This is a genomic window from Mesorhizobium sp. M0904, assembly GCF_040319475.1.
Taxonomy (GTDB): Bacteria; Pseudomonadota; Alphaproteobacteria; order Rhizobiales; family Rhizobiaceae; genus Mesorhizobium.
In genome coordinates this window covers 60646-83581 of sequence record NZ_JAMYOC010000026.1, presented here as the reverse complement: position 1 = coordinate 83581, position 22936 = coordinate 60646, and the positions used below count along the sequence as shown (strand labels likewise).

Below are 22936 nucleotides of genomic sequence, written 5' to 3'. Positions count from 1 at the left end.
GTTAGCCGGCTTTGGACGTATAGAGGTCCTTGTAGGTTTCGCGCAGCAGGTTCTTCTGCACCTTGCCCATCGTGTTGCGTGGCAGCTCGTCGACGAAGATCACCCGTTTCGGATGCTTGTACCTGGCGAGGCGCCCGGCGATGGCCTCGATGAGCCCCGCGGCGCTGATGGTCGAGCCCGGCGCCCGCACCACGACCGCGGTGACGCCTTCGCCGAAATCCGGATGGGCGACGCCGATGACAGCGCTTTCGGCAACACCAGGCAGCGCGTCGATCTCGCTCTCGACTTCCTTTGGATAGATATTGTAGCCGCCCGAAATGATCAGGTCCTTGCCGCGACCGACGATGTGGACATAGCCGTCGGCATCGATCAGCCCCAGATCGCCGGTGATGAAGAAACCATCGTCACGGAATTCGGCCCTGGTCTTTTCCGGCATGCGCCAGTAGCCGCAAAAGACGTTCGGGCCCTTGACCTCGATCATGCCGACCTCGCCCCGGGCAAGTGTTTCGCCGCCGTCGGGATCGGCGATGCGCAGGGAGACGCCGGGCAACGGGAAGCCAACCGTACCGGCACGCCGCTCGCCCTCGTAAGGGTTCGACGTGTTCATGTTGGTCTCGGTCATGCCGTAGCGCTCGAGGATGGCGTGGCCGGTGCGCTCTCGCCAGGCTCTGTGCGTCTCGGCCAGAAGCGGCGCCGATCCGGAAATGAACAAGCGGATGTTTTTCGCCGCTTGCCGGTTCAAACCGTCCTGCTGCAGCAGGCGGACGTAGAAGGTCGGCACGCCCATCAGGACGGTGGCGCGCGGCAGCAGCGAGACGATGCGGGCCGGGTCGAATTTGGTTTCGAACAGCATCGAGGCGCCGGCCATCAGGACGACATTGGTGGCGACGAAAAGGCCATGCGTGTGGAAAACCGGCAGCGCGTGAACCAGCACGTCTGCGGCGGTGAAGCGCCAGAGGTCGACCAGCACCCGCGCATTCGAGGCGAGGTTTTCGTGGCTGAGCATGGCGCCTTTCGAACGGCCGGTGGTGCCGGACGTGTAGAGGATCGCAGCAAGGTCGTCCGGCCCGCGCGCCACATCGTGGAAGTCCACGGCCGCCTCAGAGGCGCGATCGGTCAACGAACCCTCGCCCTGCCTGCCGAGTGTCACGACCGCAGCGCCCGAGGCCTGCGCCAAGGCGCCGATTTCGCTCACTCGCGTCGGGTCGCAGACGACCAGCCGCGGCTCGGCATCCCTGAAGAAATAGTCGAGCTCGGTCAGCGTGTAGGCGGTGTTGAGCGGCAGGAAGATCGCGCCGGCACGCAGGCAGGCGAGGTAAAGGAAAATGGCCTCCGGGCTCTTCTCGACCTGAACGGCGACGCGGTCGCCGGCTTCGACGCCGAGCCGCGACAGCGCATGCGCCAGTTGTGCGGAGCGCGCCAGCATATCGCCGTAGCTGATCGAGCGCCCGTCCTCTGCCTCCATCAAAAGGCGTCCGGGCGCGAGCATCCGGGCACGGAAAGCATCAAACAGATGGTTGCTCATGTTTACCCCGAGCGGCTGACTCCGGCCGGACGGCGGCGGTCAGCCGGCCGCATTGTCCGCCGCCGTCCTGATTGCCTCGATGTTTGCCCGGTAGGCTTCGACGCTGCCGCCCTTGAAGATGGCCGCACCGGCGACCAGCACGCTGGCGCCGGCGGCAGTGGCCAGGGGCGCAGTTTCGGGCGAGATGCCGCCGTCGATCTCGATCCTGATCGGCCTGCCGCCGATCAGCGCCTTCACCCGCTTCACCTTGTCGACGATCGCCGGAATGAAGGCCTGGCCGCCGAACCCCGGATTGACCGTCATGATCAGGATCAGATCAAGCCGGTCAAGCACGTATTCGATCATCGTCTCCGGTGTCGCGGGGTTGAGTGACACGCCGGCCTTCTTGCCAAGGTTTTTGATCGTTTGCAGCGACCGGTCGAGATGTGGCCCGGCTTCGGCGTGCACCGTGATGCCGTCGCAGCCGGCGTCGGCGAAGGCGGCCAGATAAGGATCGGCCGGGGCGATCATCAGATGGCAGTCGAAGAAGGCCTTGGTGCGGTTGCGGATCGCCTTGATCACCGGCGGCCCGAAGGTGATGTTCGGGACGAAATGCCCGTCCATGACGTCGAGGTGGATCCAGTCGGCGCCGGCGGCGGCCACCGCCTCGACCTCGTCGCCGAGCTTCGAGAAATCGGAAGCCAGCACCGATGGCGCAATCAGGGTTTTTTGAGCCATGTCCGCTTCCCGTTGTTGAGCCCGCCTTCGCCGTAATCGTCTCAACGCCGCTTGTCGACAGGAATCCGGCGTCGATATCGCATCTGCGCAGAAGGAGAGAAGCGGTGGCGAGCCACTTCTCTCCTGTGCAGACGTTTCCTCTCCTCCAGTGCAAGGACTTTCCAGAGCAAGGCCTGGATTTCAGTTCGGATGAACCGCGGTCTGGCCGTCCATGACAGGAAGAGCTTGCCGTTGCCTGGTTTCACCTTCTGCAGATCGGGCTTCTTCAGCCCAGCGGCGAGCGCCAAGATCGACAATCCGCTGGCAGCCTGGATGGCGCGGCGCAAACAGCCGCCACGAGAGCGCACGAACGCCCCGTGGTCGCAAGACATGGATCTCCCCCCACAGGTCATGGGAAGGCGAAGGTCGCGCTGAGCTCCTGCTGTTCCACGAGACCATGGAGCCTCTGGATCTGTGGTCATGGGGCTTTCCTTTCCGGGGCCGCACCGCGCGGCACCTAAGCGTCTGTCGCGGGGCGAGGCGGAAAGGTTCATGGGCCGGGGCCGGGCCGGCTGGATCACCGCCGGAAAATACCGGCCTGCCGGTCCCGGATCCGATCAACCGCGATGAATGGTGAACGCCTTGCGCAGAATGCTTGCGCGCCACGCAGCCTGTTCTTATATACGCGCCAAGCCGTCCAGCGCCGAATGCCGGTTGCCGGAGCGGAATTTCTTGTGAACAGGGGCTTTCATCGGAACGCCTGTACGGGTCCTGAGAGCCTGCTTAGCGGAGAGATTAGAACAATGGCAAAAGTAATCGGTATCGATCTGGGAACAACCAACTCCTGTGTCGCCATCATGGATGGCAAGGAATCCAAGGTCATCGAGAATGCGGAAGGCGCCCGCACGACCCCTTCCATCGTCGCCATCAACAGCGACGGCGAGCGCCTCGTCGGCCAGCCGGCCAAGCGCCAGGCGGTCACCAATCCTGAAAACACCATTTTCGCGGTCAAGCGCCTGATCGGCCGCCGCTACGACGATCCGGTGACGGAGAAGGACAAGAAGCTTGTCCCCTACAAGATCGTCAAGGGCGACAATGGCGATGCCTGGGTCGAGGCCGGCGGCAAGAAGCAGTCGCCCAGCCAGATCTCGGCGATGATCCTGCAGAAGATGAAGGAAACGGCGGAGGCCTACCTCGGCGAGAAGGTCGAGAAGGCGGTCATCACCGTTCCGGCCTATTTCAACGACGCCCAGCGCCAGGCGACCAAGGATGCCGGCAAGATCGCCGGCCTCGAAGTGCTGCGCATCATCAACGAGCCGACGGCGGCCGCACTTGCCTATGGACTGGACAAGAAGGAAGGCAAGACGATTGCCGTCTATGACCTTGGCGGCGGCACGTTCGACATTTCGGTGCTCGAAATCGGCGACGGCGTGTTCGAGGTGAAGTCGACCAATGGCGACACCTTCCTCGGCGGCGAGGATTTCGACATGCGCCTGGTCGAATATCTGGCGGCCGAGTTCAAGAAGGAACAGGGCATCGACCTGCGGAACGACAAGCTCGCCCTGCAGCGCCTCAAGGAAGCGGCTGAAAAGGCCAAGATCGAGCTGTCGTCCACCACGCAGACCGAAATCAACCTGCCCTTCATCACCGCCGATGCCACCGGCCCCAAGCACCTGACGCTGAAGCTGACGCGGGCGAAGTTCGAGAGCCTGGTCGAGGATCTCGTCCAGCGGACGATCGATCCCTGCAAGGCGGCGCTTAAGGATGCCGGCCTGAAGGCCGGCGAAATCGACGAAGTCGTCCTGGTCGGCGGCATGACCCGCATGCCCAAGATCCAGGAGATCGTGAAGCAGTTCTTCGGCAAGGAGCCGCACAAGGGCGTCAACCCGGATGAAGTCGTCGCATTGGGCGCCGCCATCCAGGCCGGCGTGCTGCAGGGCGACGTCAAGGACGTGCTGTTGCTCGACGTGACGCCGCTGTCGCTCGGCATCGAGACGCTGGGCGGCGTGTTCACGCGGCTGATCGAACGCAACACGACGATCCCGACGAAGAAGAGCCAGGTGTTCTCCACGGCCGAGGATTCGCAGTCGGCGGTGACCATCCGCGTCTTCCAGGGCGAGCGTGAAATGGCCGCCGACAACAAGGCGCTCGGCCAGTTCGATCTGGTCGGCATCCCGCCTGCGCCGCGCGGCGTGCCGCAGATCGAGGTCACCTTCGACATCGACGCCAACGGCATCGTCAACGTCTCGGCCAAGGACAAGGGCACCGGCAAGGAGCACCAGATCCGCATCCAGGCGTCTGGCGGCCTTTCGGACGCCGACATCGAGAAGATGGTCAAGGACGCCGAGGCCAATGCCGAAGCGGACAAGAAGCGGCGCGCGCTGGTCGAGGCCCGCAACCAGGCCGAGGCGCTGGTGCATTCTTCGGAGAAGTCGCTGAAGGAATATGGCGAGAAGGTTTCCGAGGCCGACCGCACGGCGATTGCCGATGCGATCGCGGCATTGAAGACCGCTGCCGAAGGCGACGATGTGACCGAGATCGAGGCCAAGACGCAGACGCTCGCCGAAGTCTCGATGAAACTCGGCCAGGCCATGTACGAGGCTTCGCAGAAGGAAGCCGCCGAGGCCGACGCCAAGGCTGACGCCGCCAAGGACAGCGACGTCGTCGATGCCGATTTCGAGGAAATCGACGAGGACGACGAGAAGAAGAAGTCGGCCTGAACCGCCTGACGGTACAGGTAAGCAAAAAGCCCGGCGCGCAGCCGGGCTTTTTGCAACCCTTTGCCAGAAAAACGCGGAGCTCCCCTAAAAAATGCGGACAAAGCCTCGTAGACACTGGCATCGCGGCTCCATCACACCTAAATCGGAACAGCGTGCCGGCAAACGACGCAACGATGCTTCAAGACGTTGACTATCCGGACTGCGGGAAAACATGAAAGCTGATTTTTACGAAACGCTGGGCGTGCAAAAGGGCGCCGACGAGAAGGAGCTCAAGAGCGCTTTCCGGAAGTTGGCCATGCAGTTCCATCCCGACCGCAACCCAGGCGACCATGCCTGCGAGCACAAGTTCAAGGAAATCAACGAAGCCTACGAAACGCTGAAGGACCCGCAAAAGCGTGCCGCCTATGATCGCTTCGGCCACGCGGCCTTCGAGCACGGCGGCATGAATGGCGGGGCGCAGGGCTTTGGCGCCGGCGGCTTCGCCGACATTTTCGAAGACATTTTCGGCGACATGATGGGCGGGCGCCAGCGCCGCTCGTCCGGCGGCCGCGAGCGCGGCGCCGACCTGCGCTACAATATGGAAATCACGCTGGAGGAGGCATTTTCCGGCAAGACCGCGCAGATTCGCGTGCCGGCCTCGATCTCCTGCTCGGAATGCTCCGGCAGCGGCGCCAAGCCCGGCACCCAGCCCGTCACCTGTTCGATGTGCAACGGCCACGGCAAGGTGCGCGCCACGCAAGGCTTCTTCTCGATCGAGCGCACCTGCCCGCAATGCCAGGGGCGCGGCCAGACCATCAAGGATCCGTGCCCGAAATGCGCCGGCCAGGGCCGTGTCACCGAGGAGCGCTCGCTGTCGGTAAACATCCCTGCCGGCATCGAGGACGGCACCCGCATCCGGCTGGCCAATGAGGGCGAGGCCGGCCTACGCGGCGGCCCGTCCGGCGATCTCTACATATTCCTCGCGGTCAAGCCGCACGAATTCTTCCAGCGCGACGGCGCCGATCTTTATTGCAAGGTGCCGATCTCGATGACAACGGCAGCGCTTGGCGGCTCGTTCGAGGTGACGACACTGGACGGTACCCAGACGAAGGTGAAGGTGCCGGAAGGCACCCAGAACGGTCGCCAGTTCCGCCTCAAGGGCAAGGGCATGCCGGTGCTCCGCCAGCCCAATATTGGCGACCTCTACATCCAGACCGTGGTTGAGACGCCGCAGAACCTTTCGCGCCGCCAGCGCGAATTGCTGGAAGAATTCGAGCAGCTTTCCTCAAAGGACAATTCGCCTCAGTCGAGCGGATTTTTCGCCCGCATGAAGGACTTTTTCGAAACGTTCGGCGAGCACCGAAGCTGATCCCTGGAAAACGCTTCCCGAGCGTCATCAACACCTTATCCGGGGATTCGCCTTGTCTTGCACCTCGTAGCTGTTAAGTAGCATGCGAGGGAGCGTTGAGGAGGACTTTCGATGACGCGTAGTCCCGGACTGCGAAAGACGCTGGCGGAAAAGTTCGACGACGAGTTGAAGTTCTTCAAGGGCTGGATCGACAAGCCGAAGGCGGTCGGTTCGATCGTCCCGACCAGTTCCGTCACCGCGCGCAAGATGGCCTCGATCGTCGATCCGAAATCCGGCCTGCCGGTGCTCGAGGTCGGGCCCGGCACAGGCGTCATCACACGCGCCATTCTCGCGCAGGGCATAAAGCCTGAGAATCTCTACGCAGTCGAATATTCCACTGATTTCGTGCGCCATCTGCGTCAGCTTTATCCTGGCGTCAACGTCATCGAGGGCGACGCCTTCAATCTCGACGCGACGCTTGGCGACAAGCGCGACCTGATCTTCGATTCTGTGATATCGGGCGTGCCCCTGCTCAATTTCCCGGTTGCCCAGCGCATCGCCTATGTCGAGAGCCTGCTCGACCGTATCCCGGCGGGCCGGCCGATCGTGCAGCTGACTTACGGGCCGCTGTCGCCGATCCCGCCCGGCCGCGGCGACTATACGGTCGAGCATTTCCATTTCGTCATCCGCAACATTCCGCCGACGCAGCTTTGGATCTATCGGCGCGGCTGAACGCATATCGGAGTTCCCGATGCCGGTCATTGCGGCTGGTTGGCCAATCGGTCCAGGAATGCCGTCAGCCTTTCGAACGCCTGTTCTCCTGCCTTGCCGTCGAGATCGAACTGATATTCATGCGGCAGGGCCGGACTGTAGTCGTCCGGAAAGAACAGCCTGTCGACCGCGACGCCTTGCGCCGTGATCGCGCGCGCGATCTGACGCGACTGCGGCGCCAGCGGATCGGCATTGCCAACCGAGACGAATGCCGGCGGAAATTGCGGCGTCAGGTGCCTGTCGACTGAAAATTCGGCAATGCGCGGGTCATCGTCCAGCCGCTTCACGCCGAGATACGACCACATGACGATCCTGTTGAAGCCGGCGAAAGGCCCTTCGGGCGAGATCATCGCGGGATCGTAAATGCCGCAGAACAGTGCAACGCCTTTCAGTTGCGCGCGCTCTATGCCCGGATCAACGTCCATCGTGGCGGCATAGGCGGGATTGCTGATCGTGGCAGCCAGTTGAGCGACGATCTGCGAGCCGGCGGAGTCGCCGGCGAGAAAAAGCCTGTTGCGATCGATGCGGTAGCGGCCGGCATTGCCGGAAAGAAAGGCAAGCGCCTTGTTGGCCTGGAGGACTGGCGTCGGATAGCGGGCGCCGGGGGCGACGGAATAGCCGACCGAGACAGTGACGTAGCCCCGCCCGGCCAGTATTTTCATATATGCCGAGATGTCGGCCTTGTTTCCGGCAACGAAGCCGCCGCCATGCACCCAGACCACCGTCGGCAACGCCTTTGCCTGAGCGTCCACGGGAAAGAAGACGTCAAGGGTCTCGTCGGGGTCCTCGCCATAGCGCTCGTCGGGCAGTTCGCCGACATTGGCGGGCACGTGCTTTTCAAGCGCGCGGTTCTTTGCCACTGCATGCTTGTGAAAAGCGTAACGGATCAGAAGGACCGAAGGCCACGGGCTGAGGACGAAAGCGGCGTAGCCGGCGGCAGCAGCCACCGCGAGAGCGACAAGACCATAGCCTACCCATTTCAATCCCACGAGGTCCGCCCTATCCGCTGGCGCCGGTCGCCAAAACGGCCAGCTCTAAATGCGTGCCGCAATCTCGGCTATTGATTCGTCCCACGCATCGCCTATAGCTGCCGCCACAGCAAGGGATTGCGATGCCGATCATCCCGAAAATTCTCGTCGTCGCCGGTTCGGTGCGCAGCGGCGCCTATAGCGGCAGGACTGCCGACGTGGCGCAGAAGGAACTTGCCATGCAGGGCGCGGAGGTGACCCGCATCTCGCTCGCCGACTATCCGTTGCCAATCCTCGACCAGGATCTGGAAAAGGACGAAGGCATTCCCGAAAACGCCGTCAGGCTCGGCCGGATGATCGCCGCCCATGACGGCCTGCTGATCGCGACGCCCGAATATAACGGCTCCATTCCGCCGCTGCTCAAGAACACCATCGACTGGGTGAGCCAACTGCGCAAGGATGGGGGCCGGACGTTCAGGCCGCTTGCCGGCAAGGTCGCCGGCCTCTGCTCGTCTTCCAGCGGACCCTTTGCAGGGATACGTTGCATCAACCATCTGCGCGCCGTGCTGGTGCGCTGCCGGATGGAGGTGGTGACACCGGAGTGTTCGGTGCCGGAGGGCGGTAGCGCCTTCGACGACGAAGGCAACTTCCGGGACGAAAGACTACGCCAATCGATGGAGCACCTATGCCGAACGCTGATCGAAACCTCGCGCATGCTGTCGACGCGGATCGAGGCATGATCCCGGACGCCGCGCGTGCCGACACAATTCAGGAAAGGCTGATCGTCGGCCTCGACCTGCCGACGCTGAGGGAAGCCGAGAAGGCGGTGCGCGAGCTCGACGGGATCGTCTCCTTCTACAAGATCGGCTACCAGCTCGCCTTTGCCGGCGGGCTCGACTTCGCCCGCGAGCTGGCCAGCGGCGGCACCAGGATCTTTCTCGACATGAAGCTGCTCGACATCGATAACACCGTTGCCAAGGGGGTCGACAACATCGTCAGGATGGGCATGAGCATGCTGACCATCCACGCCTATCCGAAGACGATGAAGGCGGCGGTCGAGGCTGCCAGGGGCAGCGACCTTTGCCTGCTCGGGGTTACCGTGCTGACCTCGATGGACGAGCAAGACGTGATCGACGCCGGCTATGAATATGACCCGCATACGCTGGTGCTGAGGCGCTCCGAGCAGGCGCTGCATGCCGGCATGGGCGGCATCGTCTGTTCGGCCGAGGAAGCGGAGGCGGTACGCCGCATCGTCGGCCCCGATCTGGCGGTAGTGACGCCGGGAATCCGACCGAAGGGCAGCGACCATGGCGACCAGAAACGCGTGGTGACGCCGGCGCAGGCGATCCGCAACGGCTCCAGCCATCTCGTCGTTGGCCGGCCGATCGTCGGCGCCACCGACAGGCGGGCGGCGGCGGAAGCCATTCTCGATGAAATGCGCTCGGCCTGATGCCAGGAATTAACCCGGAGAAATACCATGCCCAAGGGATACTGGATCGCTCGCGTCGATGTGCGCGATGCGGAAGGCTACAAGGACTATGTCGCAGCCGCCAAGCTGGCCTTCGACCGCTTCGGCGCCAAGTTCCTGGCGCGCGGCGGCGCGCATGAGAAGGCAGAGGGACCGGGCCGCGACCGCAACGTGATCATCGAGTTTCCGTCGCTTGCGGTGGCGCATGACTGCTACCACTCGCCTGAATACCAGCGCGCCGTCGCGATCCGCCAGAAGGTGGCCGATGGCGAGATCGTCCTGGTCGAGGGGATTTAGGCGCGAAGCCGGTTCGCCGCTGCCTCCGCCATCGCATCGGCGAGGCTCAGGCCCCATTGCTTGCGACAGTAATCGCGAAAATCGAAGCAAGGCAGGCCGGGGCAGACCTCGAACTCGATGAGATGCACGCTATCGTCGGCTTCGACCCGGAAGTCGATGGAAAAGACGTCCCGCAGGCCAAGCCCGACCATCAGGCTTTCGGCGATGCGACGGATTCTTGCATCGGCTCGAGGCTGGCTGGCGTCAACGGGAAGCAGCAACGGCTCGGCGTAATTTCCGGTGGCTTTGGCCGCTTCGCCGGTATTGCCGTAAAGCGCCAGGCTGTCCTGCATGGTTTGGAAATCGCCGCCGGAATCGACAAAGGCGACGCCGAGCGCCTCAATGCCGGTATCCGGCTTCAGGCCGAGAAAGCTCGCCCGCACATTGCGTCCGGCGACATAGGGCTGGACGACGACATCGTCGCGATAGGCGGCGAATACGCGCCGGCTAAGCTTCAGCGCATGGCCGAGATCGTGGCAGCGCGAATCCGGCCAGATGCCGATCTTGGCGCCGAGCCGGTTCGGCTTGACGAACCAGCCGGCGGGCGAGGCCGGCGGCGCGACCAGCCACGCCCCGTCACGGGCAAGGCCCGCCTGCGGCACCGGCAGGCCAAGCGCGCCGAGCACGGCGCCGGACCGGAACTTGTCTTGGCAGAGCGCGAACAACGCATCGTCGGCGCCGATCGCGTCGAAGCCATTCAGCCGTGCCAGAGCCGGTGCCGCGCCGCCGCGGAAATAGGCAATGCCATCGGTCAACGTCCAGACAAGCGAGGTCTTCGGAACTTCGCCGGCGAGAACGCTTGCGGCGTCGTCGAGCGCCACCGGCGCAAACGACAAGCCGCGCGTTTGGCAAGCGGCGGCAAGTGCGTCGAATTCAGCAGCGATGTCGGTCGATTGCGCTAGGTAGGAGGCGATTTCGGCGGCACGCTCCGGCACGTGGTTATCGGCGACCAGCCGATCGAAGCAGGCCTGTTCCGGCTCGTAGACAAGGATCAGCTTCGGCTTGCGGCTTGACATGGGTGGAACGGCTCCTGGCAGCACGATTGCCTACCATCGCACGGCGAACGTATTCGGCTTGCGCGCAACCGACGTCAGCCGGACGCCTGCACGACAGCAACTGTCCTCAGGCGATCAGCACGCGCGGCTCGAAGCGACCATTGACCGGAATGTCGAGCATAAACGTCATGCCGGCTTGCGGGTCGAGCAGGCGCTGCTTCTCGCTCTTGCCCGACCAGGCGGAGGTGACCGCGATCCGGTCGGCATTCCTGCCGAGGAAAGCCGGACAGGACGGTTGCGTGACCGGCATCGCCACCGAACGGACAAGCTTGCCGTCGGGTCCATAGGCTTCGACGACGCTGCCGCCCCAGCAAGCGTTCCACAATATCCCGTCGCGGTCGAGCACCGAACCATCGATATAGCCCTTGGCCGAACGGTGATCGACGAAGACCTTCGGTTCGCCAACCGGGAGGCCGGTCGCCGGATCGCAGCCGACGCGCATCAACAGGCCGGTGCTGGTATCGGTGTAATAGGCGATCGACCCATCCTCGGAAAAGCAGATAGAATTGGGCACCGTGATATCCGCATAGAGCCGGCGCAGCTCGCCCTTGAAGAACCAGTAGATCGAACCGGCGGCCTTCTCCTCGCCCTTGCCCATTGTGCCGACCCAGAGGGCGCCGCAAGGATGAACGCGCGAATCGTTCGAGCGGGTGACCGTATTATCGGCCTCGATCGGGGTGTGCAGCGTCAGCTTGCCGGTCGCGACGTCGCGGACATGCAGGCCGGTCTCGGTGGCGATCAGCTGACGCTGGTCGTCGATGACGGCAATGGCACTGGCCATCTGGCGGAGCTCGTGGATCTTGACCGCACCGCCGGACAAACGCTTTTCCAGGAGCTGGCCGTTGACGATGTCGAACCAGTAGAGCGTGTCGGTCGCAGGGTCATAGCTTGGTCCCTCGCCCAATTGGCAGACATGGTCGGAAAAAACCGAAACGATTGTCTCGCTCATCATGCCACTCCAAACGCCGCGTCCCAGGCCTGAACTGCGGCTTTCGCCCGTGCTGCCACTTCGTCGACGCTCATGCCCGGCTTGAACAGGCTGGAGCCAAGACCGAAGACGCTGACGCCGGCTGCCTTATAGCCGGCAAAATCCTTGTCTGAAACGCCGCCGACGGCGCCGACCAGCACATTGGCCGGCAGCACCGCGCGCATCGCCGAAATGCCTGCCGCGCCAAGCACGCTCGCCGGGAAGAATTTCAGTGCCGAAGCACCGAGCCGGATGGCCTGGAATGCCTCGGTCGGCGTGAACACGCCGGGCATTGTCACCATACCGTACTGCATGGCACGGCCCATGACCTCGGCATCGATATTGGGGCTGACCAGCAGCCGCCCGCCGGCCTTGTGCAAGCCGTCGACATCGGCGGCGGTGAGCACCGTGCCGGCGCCGACCAGAGCTGTTGGAGGAAGCGCTTCGACAATGCTGGCTAGGGAGGCAAAGGGCTCGGGCGAGTTGAGCGGCACCTCGATCGCTTCGATGCCGGCGCCGAAGATCGCCTGGCCGATCGCCACCGCCTCGCTTGGCTTCAGGCCGCGCAGGATCGCGACCAGACCCCGCTCGAGCTTTGGAAAAGGTGCGGTTTCGGTCATGCGGCAACTCCATTTTTGGCGATCATGCCATTCTCGCGCGCGGCTTCGGCAAGGCCGGCACGCACCGCCTCGTCGGCGTCGACGGCCCTGAAAGCGAGCCCGGCAAGGCCGAGCGCCTCGGCATAGAGCGTGCCGAGTGCGCCCGACGCGATCAGCACGACGGGCACAGCGCTTGCTTCATAACGGCGATTTGCCGAAGCGATCTCGCCGCCGATCAGCAGGCCGGACAGGCAGGCGGCGGCATCTTCGGGCTTCAGGTCCTGCAACAGGCTAGCAGCGCGGATCGAGAACAAACTTGAAACGACGTCACCGCCTTCGGCCAACGCCTTCAGGCACCAGTCCCGAAAAAACGGACTTTCGGCGGCAACCGGCTGCGGCGGCTCGCCCAGCGAATGGCGCAGGATCGAGTGCGCGGCCAGCACCGAAAACAGCTCGCCGGTCGGCCAGGTGCCGAACCCGGCAACAGAGCCGTCCTCGACCAGCACCCATTTCGAATGGGTGCCGGGCATGCAGACGAGGTGACGTCCCTTTGCCGGCAAACCGGCTCCGGCAAGCTGCGTTTCCTCACCGCGCATGACGTCAGGTGCATCGGCGAGGCGCTGGGCAAGGCCGGGCACAATGCGGATATCGCGGCGCTGGCCGGGAATGCGGGCAGCTTCGGCCAGGATAGCGCCGATTGGCGTGGGAACGCTGACATAGGGCGCCTCCAGCCAGCCCTGGCGCGAGCCGGCCATGCCGCAAATGATGACCGGCAGGTTTTCGGGTGCGCCCATGGCGGCCAGATGCCCTTCGAGAATGGACGAAAACCCTTTAGCCTGAGCGGTGATCAGTCCGTCATCGCCGCGCCGCTCGGCGAGAACGTCGCCGGTGCCGTCGAGCAGCCATACCCTCATGCGGGTGGTGCCCCAGTCGACGGCTGCGACGGAAGCTGCCTTGCTCGGTGAGATCACAGGAACCCCCCGTCGACGATCAGCATCTGCGCGGTCAGCATGCGTGAAGCATCCGACGCCAGGAACAGCACGGTGCCGACAATGTCTTCCGGCTGCATCACACGCTTGATGCACTGCTTGGCGACGTGAGCGGCGAGCGCCTGTTCGGTGACCCAGAGCTTTCTCTGCCGCTCGGTGATTACCCAGCCGGGCGCGATCGCGTTGACGCGAATGCCGTCGGCACCGAGCTTGCCGGCGAGACCCTTGGTAAGGCCGACGATGCCGGCCTTGGCGGCGGTATAGGCCGGCATATCGGGATGGTTGATGAGAAACGAGGTCGAGGTGAAATTGATTATCGAGCCGCCACCGGCCCGCTTCATGCCCGGCGCCACCGCCTGTGCGCTGAAGAAATGCGGGCGCAGGTTGATGGCATGGTTGTTGTCCCAGAACTCGACCGTGACGTCTTCGACGGCATGACGGTCATCCTGAGCGGCATTGTTGACCAGCACGGTCACGTCGCCATGCGCCTCGGCGGCTTTGGCGATTGATACCCGCAATGCCTCGATGTCGCGTATGTCGGTCTTGAGATAGAACGGCCGCCGGCCGAGTTCCTTGTCCAACCGATCGGCCAGCGCCAGGCTCGGACGGTCGGCGATATCGATAAAGGCGACCTTTGCCCCCTGGCGGACAAAACCTTCGGTCAAGGCAGCACCAATGCCGGAGCCGCCGCCGGTGATCAGCACCGAAGCGCCTTCGAGGTCGGCAAAGCGTGCCGATGGCATCATGAAATTCTCTCCCGGTCCAATGATCTCGGTCGGCCGGCGCGCATCCTATCCAGCCGTGTCGGGCGGGCAAGGGCGAAAGAGTGGATTGGCGCGACTTATGTCCGACAAAAGGCCGCACGCGCCGCCGATCGATCAGCCGCCCACCCGGACGCGGTACAATTCGACGGCGGCTCCGCTGGTCCCGGCAACCGGCGCAAGCCATTCCGGCACGCTGCCGCGCATCAGCCCGGCAAGAAAGCCTGCCGGCGCCTTGGCTGCGAGGAGCTTGCTTTCGGCGCTGCCGGGGCACAGCGCGACGAGGCCGACGTTATGATCCGCGACGACCGTCCTGGCATCGGCATCGGACCCAAGGAAGGCATCGAGCGCCAGCAGGTTGCCGGCGACATTGCGATGATAAGGCCCGGCGAAGACGCGATGTCCGGAATAGGCCAGGATAGGCGATCCGAGATTGGAAATTGCCAGCACGGTGGTGCCGGGCAGGCGGCCGAGTGCCGCAAAGGAGGCCTTGCGCTGGCAAGCGACGTCGGTGCCGTCGCCATTATCCGCCGTGGTGTTGCTGTGGTCGAAGGCTACCGAGGTCGCCGCGGCAGCCCCAGTCCAGACCGCATTCACCGAAACCAGCCAGACGGCAGCCATGCGCAGCGCCACACCGCGCGACGCGCTGGCCTCGGCCCGTTGACGCCATTTGGCAATCCAGGCGGCAAGCGGAATGACGGCGAAGGCGATCGAGAATGTCGAACCGCGTACCTGCCAGGCGCTGACGATGAAGGCCACGACAAGCAGCGCGCCGACAAGGCTGTCCTGCCGCCGCCAGCCACCGCGGCCAAGGCGAAGCGCCATCAGCACGAGCGCAATGAGCGGCGTGGCATAGCGCGCCACCACCCCGGCCGGATCTTCAGCGAGCAGCTTGAACAGCGACTGCGCCTCGTCGATGTGATCAAGCCATAGCTCCTTGAGGCGCGGATCGAGATTGGCATAGGGCGCTGCCAGGCATTGTGGGAACAACAAGACGACGACAGCGCCCAATAGCATGGCGAGCAGGCCAAGTGAGGCGATGCGCCGTTGGCGCGTGCGGCCGGCCGGCTCGATCGACGCTGTCGCCGCAAGGCCGGTTCCGGCAATCGCTGCGACGACGAACTGCACGGTTGAGAATGCGTCGCATTGCGCCTGGTCCCAGGCGGATGGCGCAATGGTGGCGACAAAGACGAGAGCGGAAACGCCGGCAAAGCCGAGGCCGAAATCCTTGGCGATCAGCCTCTCGCCATTGGCGTCGAGGGCAAACAGCATGGCGACATAGGCGCCGATGGTGGCAACGTAGGGCGCGGTTTCCATACCGATGGCCAGCATCAGCCCGGCGCATAGGCCGGAGAGCAATGCCGCCGCCTTGCGCAATGGCGCTTCAAGCAACAAGCTCAGGCTGGCCATGCTCAGCATCAGCTGGATATTGTGGTGATCGAGCGCGCCAGGCGAAAAAATGCCGAGGAAATGCAGTGCGGCAGCGCCGACGATGACAGCCGGCAGCACAGCGCCGCACCCGGCAAAGCTGCGCGCGGCGCGAGCCGTGAAAAATACGGTCAGGCAGAAGAGCAGCGCCGGCCACAGCACTTGCGCGACATTCTCGGCAAGCGCCGCGCTGCCGGTCAGGGCCGATACGGCGATGATGATGGCGGCGATCGGCGCATCGACCAGGCGCGACCAGTGCATGACGAAGCCGCCTTGCAGGCCCATCCTGTACTGGTGGAGATCGAACCAGCTTTGGCCGGCGAGCATGTCGCGAACTTCGACGAGGCGCAGCAGATTGTCGTTGTCGCCGCCGGCATTGGTCAGTGCCGGGAAGCCGGCAAAGGCATTGACGGCAGTTGCCAGCACCGTGGCAAGCAGCGCCAGCGCGATATCGGACCTCCAAATGAAGGCGCCATCGTCGGCTGTGCTCATATCAGGACCTTTGGAGGAATACGGGGCGGCTTAAACCTAGCCTTAACAGCTTCAATAAATAGTAAAGCCGCCCGAGCGAGGCCAGCGTTTGAGCGGTCAGGGCCTCACGGGGCATCCGGAGACGAAAATGCCACAAGACGTGCGCCATGAGCCGAGCATCGCCGTGCTGCTGCCCTGCTACAATGAGGAGCTGACGATCGGCGAAGTGGTGCGGCGCTTTCGCGAAACGCTGCCTTCCGCCGCGATCTATGTCTACGACAACAATTCGCGCGACCTGACGGCGCTCCGAGCCCGCGCCGCCGGCGCCATCGTGGTGCGCGAGCCGCGCCAGGGCAAAGGCAATGTCGTGCGCCGCATGTTCGCCGACATCGAGGCCGACATCTACCTGATGGCCGACGGCGACGGCACCTATGCGCCGGAGGACGCGCCGCAACTGATCAACACGCTGCTGACCGAGCGCTCCGACATGGTGGTGGGCACAAGGCGCGGCGTCACCGACGATGGCGGCAGGACCGGTCATGCCTTCGGCAACCGCATCTTCAACAGCCTCTACAAGCGGCTGTTCGGCTCCGACTTCACCGATATCTTCTCCGGCTACCGCGCCTTCACTCGGCGCTTCGTCAAGAGCTTTCCTGCGGTTTCCGGCGGCTTCGAGATCGAGACGGAAATGTCGGTGCACGCCTCACAACTCAAACTGCCGGTCAGCGAGATCGGGCTCGACTATGGCCGACGGCCGGAAGGCTCCTCGTCGAAGCTATCGACCTTTCGCGACGGCGCGAAGATCCTGTGGATGTTCGCCATGCTGATGAAGGAGACGCAGCCGCTGCGTTTCTTCGGCGCTTTTTCAGTGTTCTTCCTGGCATCAAGCCTGTTTCTGATGGCGCCGGTGCTGATCGAGTTCGCCGAAACCGGGCTTGTGCCGCGCATGCCGACGTGGGTGCTGTCGGTCGGGCTGCTGCTGCTGTCGATGCTGGCGGCGGTGACCGGGGTAATCCTCGATTCGGTGTCGCGCGGCCGGGCCGAGCAGAAGCGCATCTTCTATCTGTCGATGCCTTCCGGCCGCGTCGAACGTGAACGCGCAAGCGCGCTCGCGACTTTGAAGGCCGGACCGCGCAAGACCCCGCGGGCGGCTTAGATCTCTAAATGGGACGCCTCGCCCGCTTCATTGTCGCCGGCGGCATCGGCTTGGTCGCCGACGCGGCGGCGCTTTGGCTGGTGTTGGCGATAGCGCCGCTTGGCCCCTTCGCGGCTCGCATCATCTCGATCGGTTTTGCCCTGTCCGTCACCTGGCTGATCAACCGCCATCTGACCTTCTCGCCTTCCAGCCGCGGCGTCGCGCAAGAGGGCGCACGCTATGGCGGCGTCGGCATTGCCACCAGCCTCGTCAATTATCTCGTCTATTGCGCCATGCTGTTCGCGCTGCCGATGGTGCCACCGCTCGTCGCCCTTGCGGTCGCCTCACTGGTTGCCATGGCGCTGTCCTTCCTCGGCTATTCCAAGCTGGTCTTCGACCGCTGAACGCACATCGCATTGGGGTCTGCGCCACGCGAAGCGCAGCCTCATCATGACCTTGGCCGATTGGCAGAGGCCGCCGATTTCCCTATATCGCTGTCGTCGATGCATCGGCCCGAAAAATCGGAATCGATTTTCGGAAAGCACGACGCATGGATTCAAGAATGTTGGAGCGTATGTGCGTCCAGGTGGACGTACGTCGCTCCAAGTGCGCCGGAGAGCACCCATGCCCCTGAAAGTCGCCGTCCAGATGGACCACATCTCCACCGTGTCGATTGCCGGCGATACGTCGTTTGCGCTGTCGCTGGAAGCGCAGCGGCGCGGGCACCAGTTGTTCCACTACACGCCCGACCGGCTGTCGCTGCGCGACGGCAAGGTGTTTGCCCGTATCGAGGCGATGCAGGTCCGCGACGAGAAGGGCAACCATTATTCGCTGGGCGAAGAAGTCCGCACCGATCTTTCGGAGATGGACGTCATCCTTTTGCGGCAGGATCCACCCTTCGACATGAACTACATCACCACCACGCATATCCTCGAGCGCATCCATCCGAAGACGCTGGTGGTCAACGACCCGGCCTGGGTGCGCAACAGCCCGGAAAAAATCTTCGTCACCGAATTTCCCGACCTGATGCCGGATACGCTGATCACCAAGGATCCGTTCGAGGTCGCCGCCTTCCGCAAGGAGTTCGGCGATATCATCGTCAAGCCGCTCTACGGCAATGGCGGCGCCGGCATTTTCCACCTGCATGAGGCCGACCGCAACCTCGCCTCGCTGCTCGAAATGTTCGGCCAGATGTTCCGCGAACCCTACATCGTGCAGCGCTACCTCAAGGAGGTGCGGGCTGGCGACAAGCGCATCATCCTGATCGACGGCGAGCCTGTCGGCGCCATCAACCGCGTGCCGGCCGAGCACGATTCGCGCTCCAACATGCATGTCGGCGGCCGCGCCGAAAAGACCGAGCTGACGGAACGCGAACGCGAGATCTGCGCCCGCATCGGCCCCTCGCTGAAGGAGCGCGGCTTCATCCTCGTCGGCATCGACGTCATCGGCGACTACATGACCGAGATCAACGTGACCTCACCGACCGGCATACGCGAAGTGCAGCGCTTCGGCGGCGCCGACATCGCCAGCCTGTTCTGGAATGCGGTGGAGGAGAAGCGGAGCTAGCCTCGCTTCGCGAGCGGCCGCGTTGCAAACCATCGCAGCCGTTGCGTTCAGCCGTTCCCCAAATGTTCTTGCCTTCGCCGGAAATCTGTGGTTGTCTCCGGTGACGCCGTTCGCGGCATGATCGCAAAGGCTTGGGGCAAAAGCCTGCATCCGGGGTGAAGACATGGTGGCGCGGGTTCGCACGGTTGCTTTCCAAGGCATCGAGGCCGTGCCGGTCGACGTGCAGGTGATGATCGCGCCGGGCAAGGTCAACATGCACATCGTCGGGCTGGCCGACAAGGCTGTAGCCGAAAGCCGCGAGCGGGTGCAGGCAGCACTTCATGCATCCGGCCTGTCGATGCCGTCGAAGAAGGTCACCGTCAATCTGGCACCCGCCGACCTGCCGAAGGAAGGCAGCCACTACGATTTGCCGATCGCGCTCGGGCTGATGGCGGCGCTCGGCGCCATTCCGGGCGACATGCTCGCCGGCTATGTCGTGCTTGGCGAATTGTCGCTCGACGGAACCATTGCCGCGGTGGCCGGCGCGCTGCCGGCGGCGATCGGCGCCAATGCCGAAGGCAAGGGCCTGATCTGCCCGTTCGCCTGCGGGCCGGAAGCGGCCTGGGCCGGCAAGGATTTCGACATATTGGCACCGCGCAGCCTGATTGCCATCGCCAATCATTTTCGCGGCACGCAGGTTCTGTCACGGCCGGAAGCCGGCATCCATGCCGCGGCGCGCGACCTGCCCGACCTTGCCGACATCAAGGGCCAGGAGACCGCCAAGCGGGCGCTGGAGGTGGCGGCCGCCGGCGGCCACAATCTTTTGATGGTCGGACCGCCGGGGTCGGGAAAGTCGATGCTGGCGCAGCGGCTGCCGTCGATCCTGCCGCCGCTGGCGCCCAGGGAATTGCTCGAAGTCTCGATGATCGCCTCGGTGGCCGGCGAGCTCGGGGAAGGAAAACTCACCGACCGGCGGCCGTTCCGCGCGCCACATCATTCGGCCTCCATGGCGGCGATGGTCGGTGGCGGGTTGCGCGTGCGGCCGGGCGAGGCCTCGCTCGCCCATCACGGCGTGCTGTTCCTCGACGAGTTTCCCGAATTCTCGCCGCAGGCGCTCGATGCGCTGCGCCAGCCGCTGGAGACCGGCGACTGCATGATCGCGCGCGCCAATCATCGCGTCACTTATCCGGCACGCATCCAGCTGGTCGCGGCGATGAACCCGTGCCGCTGCGGCATGGCCGGCGAGCCGGGCTATCGCTGCCTGCGCGGCGACCGCTGCCGCACCGACTACCAGGCGCGCATTTCCGGCCCGCTGCTCGATCGCATCGATCTCAGGATCGAGGTGCCGGCGGTCTCGGCCAGCGATCTGATCCGGCCGGACCGGGCGGAGAAGAGCGCAGCCGTGGCACTACGCGTCGCCCGTGCCCGTACGATCCAGCGTGAGCGTTTCGAACGGCTCGGCGCGACCTCCGCCACCACCAACGCGCATTGCTCGCCGTCGGTCATCGAGGAGATCGCCATGCCCGATGCCGCCGGCCTGTCGCTGCTGAGGGATGCCAGCGAAAAGCTCGGCTTTTCCGCACGAGCCTACCACCGCGTCCTGAAGGTGGCGCGGACACTGGCCGATCTCGAAGCCAGCGAGACGGTCGGCCGCATCCATCTGGCCGAAGCGATTTCCTACCGCATGAGCTCGGAGCGGATGGCGCAGGCGGCGTGAGGGACGCTCTCCTCCCCCTTGAGGGGAGGGTGGCCGCGAAGCGGCCGGGTGGGGTCAGTGGTGGGACCCTCGGCCTTGCTGTATTTCGAAACCGATCCGCGTGCGGAGCGTTGCCGTGCTCTTCCCGAGGCGCATCGTCAGAATGGGCGTCAGCGCACTGCACCCAGGACCCCTCCCGGCCCTTCGGGCCACCCTCCCCTCGAGGGGGAGGGGGACGCTGGCGACTATCGCTCCTGCCCTTTCGCCTTCAATTCCAACCTCCGCGCGTGCAGCACTGGCTCGGTGTAGCCGTTGGGCTGGACGCGGCCTTTGAAGACGAGATCGCAGGCGGCGAGGAAGGCGATGGACTTGTCGAATTCCGGTGCCATCGGCCGGTAGAGCGGATCGCCTTCATTCTGGCGGTCGACGATAGCCGCCATGCGCTTCATCGTCTCCATGACCTGCTCGGGCGTGCAGACGCGGTGATGCAGCCAGTTGGCGATGTGCTGAGAGGAGATGCGCAGCGTGGCGCGGTCCTCCATCAGGCGGACGTCGTTTATATCTGGTACTTTCGAACAGCCGACGCCCTGGTCGATCCAGCGCACGACATAGCCCAGAATCCCCTGCGCGTTGTTGTCGAGCTCCTTCTGGATGTCTTCCTGAGACCAGTTCGGCAGCCTTGCCACCGGTATCGACAGGATGTCGTCGAGCCTGGCCTTGGGCCGGCTCTTCAGAGCCTGCTGCACGGCGTGGACGTCGACCTTGTGGTAGTGCGTGGCATGCAGGGTTGCTGCCGTCGGCGACGGCACCCAGGCGGTGTTGGCGCCGGCCTTGGGGTGCGCGATTTTCTCGGCCAGCATTGCCGCCATCAGGTCGGGCATCGCCCACATGCCCTTGCCGATCTGGGCGCGGCCGGCCAGCCCGCATTCGAGGCCGGTATCGACGTTCCAGGCTTCGTAGGCGGCAATCCAGGCGGCCTGTTTCATGTCGCCCTTGCGGATCATCGGGCCGGCTTCCATCGAGGTGTGGATCTCGTCGCCGGTGCGGTCGAGAAAGCCGGTGTTGATGAAGACGACGCGATCTTTCGCGGCGCGGATCGCCTCCTTGAGGTTGACCGTGGTGCGCCGCTCTTCGTCCATGATGCCCATCTTGATGGTGTTTTTCGCCATGCCGAGCAGCGCTTCGACGCGGTCGAAAATCTCGACGGCGAAGGCAACTTCGTCGGGCCCGTGCATCTTGGGCTTTACGATATACATTGAGCCGGCGCGAGAATTGGCGCGCCGCCCCTTCGGGCCGATGTCGTGCAGCGCGATCAGCACCGTCAGCGCCGCATCCATGATGCCTTCCGGCACCTCGTTGCCTTCGCGGTCTAATATCGCCGGATTGGTCATGAGGTGGCCGACATTCCTGACCAGCATCAGCGAGCGGCCGGACAAGGTCAGCGTGCCGCCATCCGGCGCGGTATAGGTGCGGTCGGGGTTGAGCCTGCGGACAAAGCTCTTGCCGGCCTTGGTGATCTCTTCCGCCAAGTCGCCCTTCATCAGGCCGAGCCAGTTGCGGTAGACCAGCACCTTGTCCTGCGCATCCACCGCGGCGACCGAATCCTCGCAGTCCTGAATGGTGGTCAGCGCCGATTCCAGCACGACATCGGCAATGCCCGCCGGATCGGTGCGGCCGATCTGGTTGTTGTGGTCGACAACGATTTCGATGTGCAGGCCGTTCTTGACCAGCAGGACGGCTTCGGGATTGGCGGCATCGCCGCGATAGCCGGCAAACTGCTTGAGGTCGGCAAGCGTGGTGGCGCCGGCACCCTCGCCGAGCCGCAACATGCCGTTGGCGACCGAAAGCCCGTTGACGCCGGCCCATTTGCCTGTGGTGAGCGGCACCGCCTCGTCGAAGAAGCTTTTCACCCAGGCGACGACCTTGGCACCGCGCGCCGGATTGAATTTGTTGCCTCGCTCGGCGCCGTCCGTCTCCGGGATGGCGTCGGTTCCGTAGAGCGCATCGTACAGCGAACCCCAGCGCGCATTGGCGGCATTCAGCGCATAACGCGCGTTCATCACCGGCACCACCAGCTGCGGCCCGGCGACCAAAGCGATTTCCGGGTCGACATTTTCGGTGGTCACGCTGAACGCCGGCCCCTCGGGCAGGAGATAGCCGATCTCGCGGAGGAACGTCTTGTAGGCCTCCATGTCGAGCGGCGCGCCATTGTCGCGGTACCAGCGGTCGAGCTTGTCCTGCATGGCATCGCGCTTTTCGAGCAGCGCCCGGTTTTTTGGCGAGAGATCATGGACGATGGCGGAAAAACCGTTCCAGAATGCCTCTGCTTCAATGCCGGTGCCCGGCAGCGCCTCGTTGACGACGAAATCATGAAGCTCGCGGGCAATCCGCAATCCGGCGATCTCGACGCGGTCGGTCATCAGGGCTTCTCCAGACGAAAGGCTAGGCCGGGCCTTTGACATGTCAGGGTGGCAGGGTC

General features: G+C 64.2%; 21 protein-coding genes. 10 read left to right on the top strand and 11 right to left on the bottom strand.

Annotated features, from left to right (window positions below; all coding sequences use genetic code 11):
- Position 1: 1 nt before the first annotated feature.
- From NKH80_RS24855 to NKH80_RS24845, 3 genes are read right to left on the bottom strand one after another with little or no spacing between them, the layout of a single operon-like run.
- On the bottom strand, positions 2-1525 hold the full coding sequence (locus tag NKH80_RS24855; RefSeq protein WP_352994187.1) for a malonate--CoA ligase: 1524 nt from the start codon (positions 1523-1525) through the stop codon (positions 2-4).
- A gap of 39 nt (positions 1526-1564) precedes the next feature.
- Complete coding sequence (gene rpe / locus NKH80_RS24850) at positions 1565-2242, bottom strand: ribulose-phosphate 3-epimerase (RefSeq protein WP_352994184.1); 678 nt, start codon at positions 2240-2242, stop codon at positions 1565-1567.
- Between the two features lie 41 nt (positions 2243-2283).
- Entirely contained in the window at positions 2284-2568 is a 285-nt protein-coding gene (locus NKH80_RS24845) for a hypothetical protein (protein ID WP_352994180.1), read from the bottom strand.
- A 456-nt stretch (positions 2569-3024) separates the two neighbouring features.
- Between NKH80_RS24845 and dnaK the strand changes: the two genes are divergently transcribed.
- The 3 genes from dnaK (at position 3025) to pmtA (ending at position 7000) form a co-directional block, all read left to right on the top strand.
- The gene (gene dnaK, locus NKH80_RS24840; RefSeq protein WP_023679851.1) at positions 3025-4941 is read left to right on the top strand and encodes a molecular chaperone DnaK; all 1917 of its coding nucleotides are present in this window, start codon (positions 3025-3027) and stop codon (positions 4939-4941) included.
- 211 nt (positions 4942-5152) lie between these two features.
- Positions 5153-6289 carry a molecular chaperone DnaJ gene (dnaJ, locus tag NKH80_RS24835; RefSeq protein WP_254815727.1) on the top strand — a complete coding sequence of 379 codons (1137 nt, stop codon included), beginning with the start codon at positions 5153-5155 and terminating at the stop codon, positions 6287-6289.
- A gap of 111 nt (positions 6290-6400) precedes the next feature.
- On the top strand, positions 6401-7000 hold the full coding sequence (pmtA, locus tag NKH80_RS24830; protein WP_352476898.1) for a phospholipid N-methyltransferase PmtA: 600 nt from the start codon (positions 6401-6403) through the stop codon (positions 6998-7000).
- Between the two features lie 26 nt (positions 7001-7026).
- Here pmtA and NKH80_RS24825 read toward each other — a convergent pair whose 3' ends face one another.
- On the bottom strand, positions 7027-8022 hold the full coding sequence (locus NKH80_RS24825; protein ID WP_352994177.1) for an alpha/beta hydrolase: 996 nt from the start codon (positions 8020-8022) through the stop codon (positions 7027-7029).
- 128 nt (positions 8023-8150) lie between these two features.
- On the opposite strand from NKH80_RS24825, the gene NKH80_RS24820 reads away from it, so the two are divergent.
- From NKH80_RS24820 to NKH80_RS24810, 3 genes are read left to right on the top strand one after another with little or no spacing between them, the layout of a single operon-like run.
- The gene (locus NKH80_RS24820; RefSeq protein ID WP_352507080.1) at positions 8151-8747 is read left to right on the top strand and encodes an NADPH-dependent FMN reductase; all 597 of its coding nucleotides are present in this window, start codon (positions 8151-8153) and stop codon (positions 8745-8747) included.
- Positions 8744-9457 carry an orotidine-5'-phosphate decarboxylase gene (gene pyrF / locus NKH80_RS24815; protein WP_254815723.1) on the top strand — a complete coding sequence of 238 codons (714 nt, stop codon included), beginning with the start codon at positions 8744-8746 and terminating at the stop codon, positions 9455-9457. Before NKH80_RS24820 ends, pyrF begins: the two co-directional genes overlap by 4 nt.
- A 27-nt stretch (positions 9458-9484) precedes the next feature.
- The gene (locus tag NKH80_RS24810; protein ID WP_254815722.1) at positions 9485-9772 is read left to right on the top strand and encodes a DUF1330 domain-containing protein; all 288 of its coding nucleotides are present in this window, start codon (positions 9485-9487) and stop codon (positions 9770-9772) included.
- Here NKH80_RS24810 and NKH80_RS24805 read toward each other — a convergent pair.
- The 6 genes from NKH80_RS24805 to NKH80_RS24780 form a co-directional block, all read right to left on the bottom strand.
- Positions 9769-10827, bottom strand: a complete 1059-nt coding sequence (locus NKH80_RS24805) for a D-alanine--D-alanine ligase family protein (RefSeq protein WP_352507081.1) — start codon at positions 10825-10827, stop codon at positions 9769-9771. The two genes, NKH80_RS24810 and NKH80_RS24805, sit on opposite strands and share 4 nt — an antisense overlap.
- Before the next feature lie 106 nt (positions 10828-10933).
- A complete protein-coding gene (locus tag NKH80_RS24800) occupies positions 10934-11815 on the bottom strand; it encodes an SMP-30/gluconolactonase/LRE family protein (protein WP_352507082.1) in 882 nt (293 codons plus the stop codon).
- Positions 11815-12453 carry a 2-dehydro-3-deoxy-6-phosphogalactonate aldolase gene (locus tag NKH80_RS24795; RefSeq protein ID WP_352507083.1) on the bottom strand — a complete coding sequence of 213 codons (639 nt, stop codon included), beginning with the start codon at positions 12451-12453 and terminating at the stop codon, positions 11815-11817. The genes NKH80_RS24800 and NKH80_RS24795 overlap by 1 nt, the downstream gene beginning before the upstream one ends.
- Positions 12450-13400: a 2-dehydro-3-deoxygalactonokinase gene (locus NKH80_RS24790; RefSeq protein WP_352507090.1), complete on the bottom strand. Its 951-nt coding sequence runs from the start codon at positions 13398-13400 to the stop codon at positions 12450-12452. Before NKH80_RS24790 ends, NKH80_RS24795 begins: the two co-directional genes overlap by 4 nt.
- Positions 13400-14167: an SDR family NAD(P)-dependent oxidoreductase gene (locus NKH80_RS24785; protein WP_254815718.1), complete on the bottom strand. Its 768-nt coding sequence runs from the start codon at positions 14165-14167 to the stop codon at positions 13400-13402. Before NKH80_RS24785 ends, NKH80_RS24790 begins: the two co-directional genes overlap by 1 nt.
- Before the next feature lie 132 nt (positions 14168-14299).
- Positions 14300-16102: a GtrA family protein gene (locus tag NKH80_RS24780; protein ID WP_352507084.1), complete on the bottom strand. Its 1803-nt coding sequence runs from the start codon at positions 16100-16102 to the stop codon at positions 14300-14302.
- 127 nt (positions 16103-16229) lie between these two features.
- Between NKH80_RS24780 and NKH80_RS24775 the strand changes: the two genes are divergently transcribed.
- The 4 genes from NKH80_RS24775 to NKH80_RS24760 all read left to right on the top strand — a co-directional run bounded on the left by NKH80_RS24775 (position 16230) and on the right by NKH80_RS24760 (position 20478).
- On the top strand, positions 16230-17237 hold the full coding sequence (locus NKH80_RS24775) for a glycosyltransferase (protein ID WP_352507085.1): 1008 nt from the start codon (positions 16230-16232) through the stop codon (positions 17235-17237).
- A gap of 8 nt (positions 17238-17245) precedes the next feature.
- Positions 17246-17620, top strand: coding sequence for a GtrA family protein (locus tag NKH80_RS24770; RefSeq protein WP_352507086.1), 375 nt, complete (start codon positions 17246-17248; stop codon positions 17618-17620).
- 220 nt (positions 17621-17840) lie between these two features.
- A complete protein-coding gene (gene gshB / locus NKH80_RS24765; protein WP_352507087.1) occupies positions 17841-18782 on the top strand; it encodes a glutathione synthase in 942 nt (313 codons plus the stop codon).
- 163 nt (positions 18783-18945) lie between these two features.
- Entirely contained in the window at positions 18946-20478 is a 1533-nt protein-coding gene (locus NKH80_RS24760; protein WP_352686193.1) for a YifB family Mg chelatase-like AAA ATPase, read from the top strand.
- Positions 20479-20702: 224 nt separating this feature from the next.
- Here NKH80_RS24760 and NKH80_RS24755 read toward each other — a convergent pair whose 3' ends face one another.
- A complete protein-coding gene (locus NKH80_RS24755) occupies positions 20703-22877 on the bottom strand; it encodes a malate synthase G (protein ID WP_352994166.1) in 2175 nt (724 codons plus the stop codon).
- Between the last annotated feature and the right edge of the window lie 59 nt (positions 22878-22936).

Coding starts and splice junctions, on each gene's coding strand:
- NKH80_RS24855 (WP_352994187.1), bottom strand. CDS start 1,525: ATGAGCAACCATCTGTTTGATGCTTTCCGTGCCCGGATGCTCGCGCCC.
- rpe (WP_352994184.1), bottom strand. CDS start 2,242: ATGGCTCAAAAAACCCTGATTGCGCCATCGGTGCTGGCTTCCGATTTC.
- dnaK (WP_023679851.1), top strand. CDS start 3,025: ATGGCAAAAGTAATCGGTATCGATCTGGGAACAACCAACTCCTGTGTC.
- dnaJ (WP_254815727.1), top strand. CDS start 5,153: ATGAAAGCTGATTTTTACGAAACGCTGGGCGTGCAAAAGGGCGCCGAC.
- pmtA (WP_352476898.1), top strand. CDS start 6,401: ATGACGCGTAGTCCCGGACTGCGAAAGACGCTGGCGGAAAAGTTCGAC.
- NKH80_RS24820 (WP_352507080.1), top strand. CDS start 8,151: ATGCCGATCATCCCGAAAATTCTCGTCGTCGCCGGTTCGGTGCGCAGC.
- pyrF (WP_254815723.1), top strand. CDS start 8,744: ATGATCCCGGACGCCGCGCGTGCCGACACAATTCAGGAAAGGCTGATC.
- NKH80_RS24810 (WP_254815722.1), top strand. CDS start 9,485: ATGCCCAAGGGATACTGGATCGCTCGCGTCGATGTGCGCGATGCGGAA.
- NKH80_RS24805 (WP_352507081.1), bottom strand. CDS start 10,827: ATGTCAAGCCGCAAGCCGAAGCTGATCCTTGTCTACGAGCCGGAACAG.
- NKH80_RS24800 (WP_352507082.1), bottom strand. CDS start 11,815: ATGAGCGAGACAATCGTTTCGGTTTTTTCCGACCATGTCTGCCAATTG.
- NKH80_RS24795 (WP_352507083.1), bottom strand. CDS start 12,453: ATGACCGAAACCGCACCTTTTCCAAAGCTCGAGCGGGGTCTGGTCGCG.
- NKH80_RS24785 (WP_254815718.1), bottom strand. CDS start 14,167: ATGATGCCATCGGCACGCTTTGCCGACCTCGAAGGCGCTTCGGTGCTG.
- NKH80_RS24780 (WP_352507084.1), bottom strand. CDS start 16,102: ATGAGCACAGCCGACGATGGCGCCTTCATTTGGAGGTCCGATATCGCG.
- NKH80_RS24775 (WP_352507085.1), top strand. CDS start 16,230: ATGCCACAAGACGTGCGCCATGAGCCGAGCATCGCCGTGCTGCTGCCC.
- NKH80_RS24770 (WP_352507086.1), top strand. CDS start 17,246: ATGGGACGCCTCGCCCGCTTCATTGTCGCCGGCGGCATCGGCTTGGTC.
- gshB (WP_352507087.1), top strand. CDS start 17,841: ATGCCCCTGAAAGTCGCCGTCCAGATGGACCACATCTCCACCGTGTCG.
- NKH80_RS24760 (WP_352686193.1), top strand. CDS start 18,946: ATGGTGGCGCGGGTTCGCACGGTTGCTTTCCAAGGCATCGAGGCCGTG.
- NKH80_RS24755 (WP_352994166.1), bottom strand. CDS start 22,877: ATGACCGACCGCGTCGAGATCGCCGGATTGCGGATTGCCCGCGAGCTT.